At 50.7% G+C, this 11326-nt stretch carries 10 protein-coding genes; 5 read left to right on the top strand and 5 right to left on the bottom strand.

Going from position 1 to position 11326, the window contains the following annotated elements; all coding sequences use genetic code 11:
- Positions 1 to 49: 49 nt before the first annotated feature.
- Positions 50 to 1003, top strand: coding sequence for an aldo/keto reductase (locus tag CPY98_RS14790; protein WP_043494795.1), 954 nt, complete (start codon positions 50 to 52; stop codon positions 1001 to 1003).
- Between the two features lie 131 nt (positions 1004 to 1134).
- Positions 1135 to 1422, top strand: a complete 288-nt coding sequence (gene ppnP, locus CPY98_RS14785; RefSeq protein WP_004091927.1) for a pyrimidine/purine nucleoside phosphorylase — start codon at positions 1135 to 1137, stop codon at positions 1420 to 1422.
- A gap of 93 nt (positions 1423 to 1515) precedes the next feature.
- Here the strand turns inward: ppnP and rdgC are convergent, their stop codons facing one another.
- The gene (rdgC, locus tag CPY98_RS14780) at positions 1516 to 2427 is read right to left on the bottom strand and encodes a recombination-associated protein RdgC (protein ID WP_025799807.1); all 912 of its coding nucleotides are present in this window, start codon (positions 2425 to 2427) and stop codon (positions 1516 to 1518) included.
- Positions 2428 to 2664: 237 nt separating this feature from the next.
- Between rdgC and mak the strand changes: the two genes are divergently transcribed.
- The gene (gene mak, locus CPY98_RS14775; protein ID WP_096388238.1) at positions 2665 to 3570 is read left to right on the top strand and encodes a fructokinase; all 906 of its coding nucleotides are present in this window, start codon (positions 2665 to 2667) and stop codon (positions 3568 to 3570) included.
- 66 nt (positions 3571 to 3636) lie between these two features.
- Here the strand turns inward: mak and CPY98_RS14770 are convergent, their stop codons facing one another.
- The gene (locus tag CPY98_RS14770; protein ID WP_096388236.1) at positions 3637 to 4962 is read right to left on the bottom strand and encodes an MFS transporter; all 1326 of its coding nucleotides are present in this window, start codon (positions 4960 to 4962) and stop codon (positions 3637 to 3639) included.
- 256 nt (positions 4963 to 5218) lie between these two features.
- Between CPY98_RS14770 and sbmC the strand changes: the two genes are divergently transcribed.
- Both sbmC and CPY98_RS14760 read left to right on the top strand, forming a co-directional pair.
- Positions 5219 to 5689, top strand: a complete 471-nt coding sequence (sbmC, locus tag CPY98_RS14765) for a DNA gyrase inhibitor SbmC (protein WP_025799801.1) — start codon at positions 5219 to 5221, stop codon at positions 5687 to 5689.
- Between the two features lie 96 nt (positions 5690 to 5785).
- Positions 5786 to 6652 carry an AraC family transcriptional regulator gene (locus tag CPY98_RS14760; protein ID WP_096388234.1) on the top strand — a complete coding sequence of 289 codons (867 nt, stop codon included), beginning with the start codon at positions 5786 to 5788 and terminating at the stop codon, positions 6650 to 6652.
- On the opposite strand, the gene ptsP is transcribed toward CPY98_RS14760, so the two are convergent.
- Genes ptsP through ypdF form a run of 3 tightly spaced genes read right to left on the bottom strand, consistent with a single transcriptional unit; the run spans position 6649 to position 11320 of the window.
- Entirely contained in the window at positions 6649 to 9144 is a 2496-nt protein-coding gene (gene ptsP, locus CPY98_RS14755; RefSeq protein ID WP_096388232.1) for a phosphoenolpyruvate--protein phosphotransferase, read from the bottom strand. The genes CPY98_RS14760 and ptsP overlap by 4 nt on opposite strands.
- 26 nt (positions 9145 to 9170) lie before the next feature.
- Positions 9171 to 10214, bottom strand: coding sequence for an aminopeptidase (gene ypdE, locus CPY98_RS14750; RefSeq protein WP_096388230.1), 1044 nt, complete (start codon positions 10212 to 10214; stop codon positions 9171 to 9173).
- The gene (ypdF, locus tag CPY98_RS14745; RefSeq protein ID WP_096388228.1) at positions 10211 to 11320 is read right to left on the bottom strand and encodes an aminopeptidase; all 1110 of its coding nucleotides are present in this window, start codon (positions 11318 to 11320) and stop codon (positions 10211 to 10213) included. Before ypdF ends, ypdE begins: the two co-directional genes overlap by 4 nt.
- Positions 11321 to 11326 lie beyond the last annotated feature (6 nt).

Genomic DNA, 11326 nt, shown 5'->3' with positions numbered 1-11326 from the left:
GTATTCGTTATCAGCGTTGTTTTCTCAAATCTCAATACAGGAGCCAATAATGAATTTACGTGAGCTAGGACGTTCTGGTATTCGAGTTCCAACCATTACCTTCGGGGGGAACGTATTTGGTTGGACCGTGGATCAGGCAACTTCGTTTAGCCTGCTAGACGCATTGCTAGACCACCAACTGAACTTCATTGATACCGCCGACGTTTACTCTGCGTGGGTGCCGGGGAATTTCGGCGGTGAGTCTGAAACTATTATCGGCAACTGGCTGCAAAAAAGCGGCAAGCGTGACCAAATTATTCTGGCTACCAAGGTGGGTAAACCGATGGGCCCGCAGTTGAAAGGGCTATCGGCACGTTATATCCGCGAAGCGGTGGAAGCCTCTTTGCGCCGTTTGAAAACCGACTATATCGATCTCTATCAGGCCCATGATGACGACCAAAATACGCCGCTGGCAGAAACGATGAACGCCTTTGACGCGTTGATCAAAGAGGGCAAGGTGCGCGCGATTGGGGCGTCGAACTACAGCGCGGAACGCTTGGCTAAGGCGTTAGACGTGAGTGCTAAGCTGGGCTTAGCGCGCTATGAAACCATTCAACCCGAATACAATTTATACGACCGCCATGATTTCGAAGTTGATCTGGCACCGCTGGTACAAAAAGAAGGTCTGGGCGTGATTAACTATTACGCGCTGGCCAGCGGGTTCCTCTCGGGAAAATACCGCAGCGCCGAAGATGCACACAAAAGCGCACGTGGTAACGGAATTGTGGAGAAGTATCTCAATAGTCGCGGGTTGGGGATTCTGGATGCGCTTGAGCAGGTGGCCCATGAGGTCAATGCCTCGCCGGTGGCGGTGGCGCTAGCGTGGCAAATCGCTCAGCCGGGGATTACTTCGCCAATTGCGAGCGCAACGTCATTAAAACAGCTGAACGAACTCGCGGTGGCGGCTAATCTCAGCTTGAGCACGGAACAGGTTAGGGTGATTACCGATGCCAGCGCCTACTAAACAAACGTTCAGTTAATGAGCGCTTGAGGCTATAACCGGCGCGGTTCTCTCACAGTGTGAACTAAGTCAGTGACAGCACTGTTTTTTTCATACAAGATGCAGTAACCCCTTCTCAATACAGGTGCCATAGTATGTTGAATGTAAATGAGTATTTTGCTGGTAAAGTGAAGTCGATTGGTTTTGACAGTGGCAGCATTGGGCGTCAGAGCATTGGCGTAATGGACGCAGGGGAATACACCTTCTCAACCGATAAGCCGGAAGAGATGACGGTGATTACAGGTGCATTGCGTGTGTTAATTCCGGGTGCGCCTGATTGGCAGGTGTTCTCATCAGGTGAAACGTTCTTTGTTCCGGGCCATAGTGAGTTTAACTTGCAGGTTGCGGAACCCACTTCGTATCTGTGCAAATATCTGAGCTAAGTTTTCTTAGTCTCAAACAAACGGGCTGGAGTTTAACTTCAGCCCGTTTTTGTAGGTGCTATTTATTTTATTGGTACTGCGTATTAGTACGGCTTATTTTTCTGATTCGCCGCCTAGCGCTTCAATAATATTTTTGATTAACGCAGCCAGTTCGCTGGTCATCAAAATGAAATCGGCATCGAAACGTTGTGCATAATCATCGCGGTCGATGTCTTCGTTTTGATCGCGAATCGTTTCAGAGAACTTCAAACGTTTCAGCGAACCATCGTCGGACAGCACCAGCTGAATGCGTTCCTGCCAGTCCAGCGCCAGCTTGGTCACCAGTTTGCCCGCTTCAATGTGAACGGCAATTTCGTCAGAAACCAGATCCTGTTTTTTGCAGCGTATCACGCCGCCTTCTTCCAGAATCGCTTTCAGTTCGGCTTCGTCTTGCAGGGCAAAACCCGCGGGAACTTCGCCTGAACGGACCCATTCGGTCATCGTCAGCTCAATAGGGCTTTCCATGGTTAATGGCACCACCGGCAGCGAGCCAATGCTTTTACGCAACAGCGCTAAGGTGTCTTCTGCTTTTTTCGGGCTGGCGGCATCGACCATGATCAGACCATTCGCCATATCAATCCACAGCCAAGTTTGGCTGAAGCGGCTGAAGGCGCGCGGCAGTAGCGTGTGCAGCACTTCGTCTTTTAACGAATCTTTTTCAGTTTTCTTAAGCTTGCGGCCTTGCTCGCCTTCCAGCTTTTCAATTTTAGCCTGTAGCGCCTGTTTCAAGACCGGCGATGGCAAGATTTTTTCTTCTTTACGTGCACACAACAGGATTTGGTCGTTGACGTAGTGAGTCAGCGCGTCGCTGTGGGAACCCATCGGAGAGACCCAGCCCGTTTTCGCCATATCCTGACTACCGCACGGCGTAAAGGCCATAGAGCCCAGCATTTTCTCAACTTCATCTGGCACCAGATGAACATCGCGGCTCAGACGGTAAACCAATAAATTCTTAAACCATAGCATTAGCGTTGTCCCTGATCGTGACGCATCGCGCGCCATGTTTTATACCCTTCATACTTGAAGTTGCCTCTATGTTGGCTGCGCTCCCTTGCCGCCTTGATGCAACTCCCATTATTTGGGGTATGGCAATGTGTTAAACAGGCCGCATGATAACGAATAAAGAAGGGCGACTGTAGTATTAATTGCCCGAGAAATTTTGCACACTAGCTCGACTCAGTATTCGTCTGCTTAGGGGGCTATGTGCGTATTGGTATAGATTTAGGCGGTACCAAAATTGAAGTTATCGCCTTGGAAAACAACGGTCAGGAGCTGTTTCGGCATCGTATTGCTACCCCGCGCGATGACTACACAAAAACCGTTGAGGCGATTGCGGGGCTAGTGGAGTTAGCCGAAAAGCAAACGGGTCAGCGAGGAAGCGTTGGTGTGGGGATCCCTGGCACATTATCGCCTTTTACTGGACTGGTGAAAAATGCGAATTCCACCTGGCTGAACGGTCAGCCATTAGACAAAGATCTTGCCAAGCGTCTGTCGCGTGAGGTTCGTTTAGCCAATGACGCCAACTGTCTTGCCGTTTCAGAAGCCACCGACGGTGCGGCGGCTGGGGCACATCTGGTGTTTGCGGTGATTATTGGCACCGGCTGTGGCTCAGGTATCGCAATCGATGGGAGGGTACATGCGGGTGGAAACGGTATTGCGGGCGAGTGGGGACATAATCCCTTGCCTTGGCTCAATGACGACGAGTGGCAGTATCAGAAAGATGTTCCCTGCTACTGTGGGAAATCAGGCTGTATTGAAACCTTTATCTCGGGCACCGGTTTTGAAACGGACTACCAGCGCTTAGGTGGTCAGCCGCTAGCGGGCGCTGAAATTATGGCGTTATCTCGTCAAGGCGATGGGCTGGCTGAGCGTGCGATTACTCACTATGAACAGCGACTGGCAAAATCGTTAGCCCACGTAATTAACATCATCGATCCTGACGTGGTGGTGCTTGGTGGCGGGATGAGTAATGTGGACCGGTTATATACCACGGTGCCGCCGCTGATCTCAACGTGGGTATTCGGACGGGAATGCGAAACGCCGGTGCGTAAAGCTAAACACGGTGACTCCAGCGGCGTGCGCGGTGCTGCGTGGCTGTGGCCGCTTTAAGGCCAAAAAAATCCCGACTTTCTCTTGATGAAAAAGTCGGGAAGATTCATTTTTGGTGCGAGAAACTTACTTTGGCTCTACCGCGCTGCCGCTAGGCACCGTGACGGCTCGATTGCTATTCAAACGTTGGATTGCCGGTAGCGCCAGCGCGGCGATTAAGCCACAGGCTGCTGCGGCAGAAAGCCACATTCCCGGCATCGCTTTATCACCGGTGGCGTGGATCAGATAGCTGGAGATGGCCGGTGTAAATCCACCAAAAATCGCCGTTGCCAAGCTATAAGCCATGGAAAAGCCCGAAGCGCGCACTTCTGCTGGCATGATTTCGGTTAGGCATACCACCATCGCACCGTTATAGCTGGCATACATAAACGACAGCCACAGTTCCACCTCAATCAAATGCGCAAAGCTGGGATGCGCTACCAGCCAGTTCAGCGATGGATAAGACGTTAGCAACATCAGCACGCTAAACAGTAACAACAGTGGCCGGCGGCCGACTTTGTCTGACAGAGAACCCATCACCGGTAGCCAGAATAGGTTTGAAATCCCCACTAACAGCGTGACCAAAAAGCTTTGCTGAGCGGTAAACTGCAACACCGTTTTGCCATAGGTTGGCGTGAACGCCGTGATGAGATAGAACGACACCGTGGTGGTCACCACCATAAACATACCCACCAGAACCAACTGCCAGTTACTGGCAACCGAACGGGTAATTTCGCTCATGCTTGGACGATGTTTGCGTTGGTTAAACGCCTCAGTTTCTTCCAACATACGGCGGATATAAAACAAGAAAGGCACAATCAGACAACCCACGATAAACGGAATGCGCCAACCCCAATCCGTCATCACGCTCTTGCCAAGATACTGATTTAATCCCACGCCCAGCAGCGCCGCAAAGATAACGGCAATTTGTTGGCTGCCGGATTGCCAGCTAACGTAAAACCCTTTGCGATCTTTTGGGGCTATCTCCGACAGATAGACTGACACACCACCCAGTTCCACACCGGCTGAAAACCCTTGTAGCAGGCGACCGGCCAGAATCAGCAGCGGCGCCGCCATGCCAATACTGTGGTACGACGGCGTGCAGGCGATGGTTAATGTTCCCAGCGCCATCAGGCCCAAGGTAATCAGTAAACCTCGGCGGCGACCGTGATGGTCAATATAGGCACCCAGCACAATCGCGCCTAATGGCCGCATTAAGAAGCCAGCGCCGAAGGTCATCAGCGTCAGCATGAGAGAGGCAAAAGGGCTTTGAGTGGGGAAAAAGGTTTCGGCTATCGCGCTGGCGTAATAGCCAAACACCATAAAATCATACATCTCGAGAAAGTTACCGCTTGTGACGCGGAACACGGTTCGGGCGTTAGCCTGAGAGGGCTTTGAGGCAGATGAAGTCATGTGTTACTTCCTATGTTTTTGTTTGTATTTTTTTTACAAGTTAATGACAACTGAAAGTGTGATGTTGGTGGGTGTTTCTTTTTTGTGCATAAAAACCAATGTAACGATCTGTAAAATAGGGTGCTTATTTTTTCACCAAGATCCGTAACGCGGCGCGAATCACAGAAGTGAAAATCGGCAGTTGGCAATTTGGTTTATTTTGACAATACTGTTTATGGATACAGTATTTCACTTGGCAATGAGAGAGGGCGTTACAATGGAAATGATTGTAGAGCAGCGCGCCGAGCGCATTTTCGCCGGTATTCGCATGGTTGGGCCGTTAGACCAAAATGTGGGTGTCGGTTTTCAGAAACTATATCAATGGATTGACAATAATAAGGTGGATGAAAACGGTGACTGGATTGCGATCTATTACGACAATCCAGAAGAAGTTCCACCGGAAGAGATGCGCGTTGATACCGCGATAACCGTCGAGCCTGATTTTGTGTTACCTGCCAATAGCGAAGGGGTTCGCATTGATACCTTGAAAGGCGGCTTATATGCGGTGGCGCAGGCGCACGTTGAGGACGGTGATTTTGGCCGCCCGTGGATGGAGTTTTTCAACGAAGTCCTGCCGCGAAGCGGCTATGTGCCCATTAATGCGCCGTGTTTTGAAAAATACCACAACGATGGCACCGAAAGCGGCATCTGGGATTTTGAAATGTGTGTGCCTGTTCAGAAAGCGTAAGTAGAGGGCGTGGTATATTTACCTCATGACGGCTGGGGAAATATGGGTGAGGGAATACGGGATGATGTGCATGTGTGAACTGATATGTGAAGTGATATGTCGCTAACGGATCATCCGTTTTTCACCGAGTTATTAAGCGGGCTGGTTTTGAATCCTCAGCAGCTTAAACACACTTATTTTGCTCAGCGTTCGCATGATAACCAAGGCCATGCGTCAGGCAATGGCCTTGGTGTTAAATTCCCGCGCCTTGAGATTGTTTTGCGTGGCAGCTATACGGCAGAAAAGCCTGCGGGTACGAGCATTACGTTGGCTCACGGCGATGCGCTGTATATCCCTGCATTTGCGAGCAGTCAGCCGACGTGGGACAAGGATGTGTTATTGCTCAGCGTGCTGTTTGCGCCGTCGTACATTGGGTTTCATTTCTTTGATAAACGCGCTGCGACGGCGGGTTTTCATCGTTTAAGAACGCTGGAAATAACCCAACAAAATGCCGAAGAGATCGAGCATATTTTACAGGCGCTAAACGCGTTGGCGGCAAGAACGGCAGATCCCGATATTGGGCGTTATTTAGTGCTGAGTTTGCTGCATGTTTGCCGCCATCAACTGGCCTTACCGCTGGCAAATAAAATGCAGCGTGGGGCTTTTTTATATAAAAGCATCTGTATCTACGTTCAGGATAATTTTTCCAATGCGCTAACTCGCGAAAATACCGCCGCTATGTTCAATATCAGCGCTAATCATCTGTCTCGTATTTTTCAGCAAGAGGGAAGTATGAGCTTTATTGATTATCTGCATTGGGTGCGGTTGGGTAAAGCCAAGATGATCTTGCAAAAATACCATTTGAACGTGAATGAAGTTGCCCAGCGCTGTGGTTATAGCGACGCGAGCTATTTTTGCCGCTTGTTTAAGCGGCAGTTTGAGGTAACGCCCTCGGAATACCGAGAGCGTTTCTTATCGAGTTAAAAGGTTAATTCGCTTTGTAGCAATGAGAGAATGGCCTCAGCATCCGGCGCTGAACGCATCGCTTCACGAAACTCTTTCTTCACCAATTTGCGCGCGAGCTGGGAAAAGACTTTGACGTGGCTAACGCTGTCTTGTGCGCCGAGGGTCAACATAATAACGAAATCGACTTCCCCCATTTCGGATTGCCAATCAATAACCTTTTCAAGCCGAGCAATGCTGATACTGGAGTGTTTAATATGAGTCGATTTGGTGTGCGGGATCGCAAAGCCAAAGCCGACACCGGTGGTGACAATATCCTCACGCTGCCAGACATCCTCTTCTAGCTCGGTAGGGTGATCGGTACGATCTTGAATAGCTAAGTTGCCGCACAGATATTGAATCACCTGCTCTTTATTCGTTAGGTGAGCGGGAACGATAATATTCTCTAGCGCCAGCAACGGTTTCTGTTCAGCGGGAATCGCCTGCGTATCCAGTAACGCTTCAATATCGTTAGCCGATTTACACTCACAGGCGCGATTGGCCAGCGTAACGCACTCTTCGGCAGTCAGTTTTCTCGCCAATTCTTTAATGGCCGGAATGCGAGCGCCGCTCATGCTCAGCTCGTCTAAACCTAGACCAATGAGCAGAGGCAAATAGCGAGGCTCGCCTCCGAGTTCACCGCACAGCCCCACCCAGCGTTCACGTCGATGCGCAACGTCGATAATCTGGCGCAGCATACGCAGAAACGAAGGGGTAATCGGATTATAAAGGTGCGCAACGCGCTGGTTATTGCGATCGACAGCATACAGATATTGCGTCATATCGTTGGAACCGATGCTAAAGAAATCCACCTCATCGCAGAAGTGGTCGATGATAAAGCACACCGAGGGGACTTCAACCATAATGCCGAGCTCTAGGGTTTCGGCATATCGTAAACCTTCTGCTTTCAGCGAACGCTGAGCCGAGGCAATTTGCTGCTTCACCCACAGAATTTCATCGAGCGTGTGTACCATTGGGATCATTAAACGCGCATACCCCGTGGTTGCGGCACGAAGTATGGCGCGTAGCTGAAGGGTAAATAGCTCGGTAAACTCGGGATAAATGCGCACCGCGCGATAGCCAAGAAACGGATTTTCTTCTTGAGGGATATTCAGATAGCTGATTTTTTTGTCGCCGCCGATATCCATGGTGCGAAAAATCACGGGATGGTTGCCAGCATTCATCAGCACCTGCTGATAGGCTTCAAACTGTTCTTGTTCATCGGGCGCTTTGTCGCGATCCATAAACAGCATTTCGGTGCGAAATAGGCCAATGCCTTCCGCGCCTTGGCTAAACGCGGCGGGGGCTTCTTGCGCGGTACCGATGTTGGCACCTATTTCAATGCAGCGCCCATCCTGCGTGACCGCGGGAAGATCTGCCATATTCAGCTGACGCGCACGGTTTTGTTGTTCCAGCTCGAGTGCTACGGAGAAATAGCCACTGACGTCTTCGTTGGGTTCAATAACCAGAATACCGGTTTGCGCATCGATAAAGACGGTTTTATCATCCAAGTGCTGTAAGGCCGAGAGTTCGATCCCCGAAAGCACGGGGATACCCAATGAGCGCGCTAAAATGAGCGTATGCGAGGTGCGTCCGGTTTGCGTTAACACCATCCCTGCCAGAAGCTGTTTGTCTAAGCTTAAAAATTGACTCGGCGTGATATCTTCGGCGGCAATAATCGTCGGTTTATGCAAAACCAGAGGAGCGCCCAAATTAACGTTGGGATAGGCAACTTGCAGCAGCTGCGCGGTAATATCTCTGATGTCTTGCACGCGCTCGCGCAGATATTCGCTTGCTGACATGGCTAATTTGCCACACACCTCTTCCATGCTTTCAATGGCTGCGGTCGCCAGGCTGCACTTTCTCTGGTTCAGATGACGCAAAATATTTTGGCTAAATTCTTTGTCCTGAATCAGCGAGAGATGGGCATTGATAATGGTTTTACTTTGCCCTTTTAGGCTGGTCAACTGGTGGTTAAGCTGCTCGGCAAGCGCAATCAGGCTATGCTCAAGCAGGAGTGGGTCCTGCACGTTGGCCGGTTGAGATTTATAGATGTCGATATTAGCGTGACGGTAGATCAACAGCGCGCCATGTCCGATGCCGCTGGATAGCCCACAGCCGTGGATCAGGCTAGGCTGAAAGCGAGAAAGCGATCGTGGAATAGGGCGCGTGGTGGCTACGGGCAGAGGTTCAATTTCACTGTCGCTGTCGGCAAAACTCTGTTTAATGTAGGTGTCTAATGCGCGGTAGGCTTTTTCCTCATCGTGCCCGTGGATTTCGAGCAGGCAAGCGTCGTTGAACAATGTTCCGGTGCTGATAAGCGCGAGGGAACTTTTCGCGTCGGCGCGGTGATTGGAGCGCTGGTTAATAAAGATAATCTCACTGTCAAATAGACCGCACTGGCCTTTGAGCTCATAGGCGGGGCGGGCATGTAAGCCGTTTGGCAGAGGGCAGAGAAATTCTATCTTTAGCATGGCATGAATCCTTTTCTAAACTCGCGCTACTGCGAAAAGTCCGTTAGATGATGGAGTGTGTCGGCGTTCAGTTGCTGGATGACGGCAACGAGAAGCTGCTTGGTGTGTTCGATATCCCGCAAATCCGCAATTGATGCGGCGCAATGGCCGTGCCGCGTTGGCGCGCCCAGTACCGCAGTTGGAATACCGTTTCCGCAAAGGTGTACGCTGCCGCCATCGGTACCGCCGTTGCTGAACATATCGGTCTGCAATGGAATGGAATGTTGTTGCGCGGTGTCTTGAATAAAGTTCAGCAGGCGAGGGGAGGGAATGAGCGTTTTGTCATACATCACCAGCATCGGCCCTTGCCCAATCTGCCGATGATTAGCGGCTCCGTAATCAAAGTTTTTTGACCAACATGCGGTATCGAGGATTAAGGCCAAATCAGGTTGAATCATGTGTGCTGCGGTTTTACCCCCGCGCATCCCCACCTCTTCGCTGGAAGAGGCAACTAGCCAAATTTCGGCATCTAATTCAACGTTGCGCAGGGCGTACATTAATTCAATCAGCAAGAAACAGCCGAGTCTGTCATCAAAGGCTTTTCCCATGATGCGCGATTCCGGAGAGAGAACTTTAAAGTCGCTGGCGTAGGTAACGCGATCGCCAATGCGAACTCCGCACTGATTCACTTCTTCCGCCGAGGTGGCACCAATATCTACGCACAAATTACGCGCTTCAGCGCCGTGCAGCTCAGCGTCCAGCAACCCGTGGATTTTCTTGCCGTGCTGCGTGGTAATGCGCACAGGCTGCATGAAACGGGCTAATATGCGCACGTTACCAATGGGGATAACCTCAACGGCACCTTCGCGAGTGATGCTACGCACCATAAAACCTACTTCATCCATATGGGCGCAAATCATAATCTTAGGCCCTGAGGACTGGTTGAGCTGAATCAGCGTTGAGCCTAGCCCATCAAAAGAAACCTTTTTGCCGCATAGGCTCGCGTGCTGTAAGAGAATATCGCGAACCTCCTGTTCGGAAGAGGCGATGGCATCGGCCTCGCAGAGAGCCTGTAATAGGTCGATATTCATTGGATATCCCCGCCGGTGGTCAGCAATTGTTTGGGCATTTGGTATAAAACTTCGCAGCCGTTTTCGGTGACCAATACCACGTCTTCAATGCGCACGCCGCCCGGTTCGGGCAGGTAAATGCCTGGCTCCACGGTCAGCAGCATACCAGCCTGTAGCACGGTGGTGTCTGTCGGGGAAAAACGCGGGTTTTCATGCACATCAATACCAATGGCATGGCCGGTATTGTGGCCAAAGAAATCGCCATAGCCTGCGGCTGAAATGATAGAACGCGCCACGCTGTCGATATCACAACAGCGTACGCCGGGTCGAATAGCGGCGATGGCAGCGAGTTGAGCCTGCAACACCACCTGATAAATGGCATAAAGCGGGTGCTCTTGTGGCGAGTTATCGCCGTTACCCTCAACCAAAAAAGTGCGGGTCATGTCTGAACAATACCCCTGATATTGAGCACCGAAATCGAGCGTAATGAACTCTCCGGCCTCAACGGCTTTCTGTGAGGCTTTGGCATGAGGCATGGCTCCGCGTACTCCGCTGGCAACGATGGTATCGAATGACGTCTTCTCCGCACCTTCGTTTTTCATGAACCACTCAAGCTCGTTGGCGATCTGATGTTCCGTCATGCCGGGGCGAATATATTGGCGAATGTGCGCACAGGCGCAGTCGGCAATTAAACATGCCGATTTGATGGTATCGATCTCGGATGGCGTTTTTATTTGGCGCAGTTCATCGAGACAAATGGGGCTCATCTCAGCGTTAATTTTTTCGATGAGAGACAGACTTTGGCTGTAGCTCAGATGCTCGGCTTCAAACCCAACGCAAGCGAGTTTTTCCTGTGCAATGATTTGATTGATGATGGCCGAAGCAGGGTGCTGTGTATCTGTCATGTGCAACTGATAGCTATCTGCCTTTGCGGATAGCTCATGATAATAACGAGAGTCGACCAAAATATGCTGGCTGGTGCGGGTGATAAAGAGGTATCCCGAGGCGCTAAGTAATCCTGTATGGCTAAATTTATTCTGCTTGGCGTTAATAATAACGGCGTCTAAGTTGCGCTTGGCTAGCCATATTTGACAGGCGGTGAGCGCTGAAGAGGGCGATTTATACATGAGACA

The organism is Hafnia sp. CBA7124 (assembly GCF_002355555.1).
GTDB classification, from domain to species: domain Bacteria; phylum Pseudomonadota; class Gammaproteobacteria; order Enterobacterales; family Enterobacteriaceae; genus Hafnia; species Hafnia alvei.
Note: the sequence above shows the minus strand (reverse complement) of the source record. Positions and strands in the feature narration are given on the sequence as shown.

Bases quoted from the DNA above. Each gene is read 5' to 3' on its own strand.
- ppnP (WP_004091927.1), top strand. From the start codon at position 1,135: ATGTTGAATGTAAATGAGTATTTTGCTGGTAAAGTGAAGTCGATTGGT.
- CPY98_RS14790 (WP_043494795.1), top strand. From the start codon at position 50: ATGAATTTACGTGAGCTAGGACGTTCTGGTATTCGAGTTCCAACCATT.
- sbmC (WP_025799801.1), top strand. From the start codon at position 5,219: ATGGAAATGATTGTAGAGCAGCGCGCCGAGCGCATTTTCGCCGGTATT.
- ypdE (WP_096388230.1), bottom strand. From the start codon at position 10,214: ATGAATATCGACCTATTACAGGCTCTCTGCGAGGCCGATGCCATCGCC.
- CPY98_RS14770 (WP_096388236.1), bottom strand. From the start codon at position 4,962: ATGACTTCATCTGCCTCAAAGCCCTCTCAGGCTAACGCCCGAACCGTG.
- ptsP (WP_096388232.1), bottom strand. From the start codon at position 9,144: ATGCTAAAGATAGAATTTCTCTGCCCTCTGCCAAACGGCTTACATGCC.
- ypdF (WP_096388228.1), bottom strand. From the start codon at position 11,320: ATGTATAAATCGCCCTCTTCAGCGCTCACCGCCTGTCAAATATGGCTA.
- CPY98_RS14760 (WP_096388234.1), top strand. From the start codon at position 5,786: ATGTCGCTAACGGATCATCCGTTTTTCACCGAGTTATTAAGCGGGCTG.
- rdgC (WP_025799807.1), bottom strand. From the start codon at position 2,427: ATGCTATGGTTTAAGAATTTATTGGTTTACCGTCTGAGCCGCGATGTT.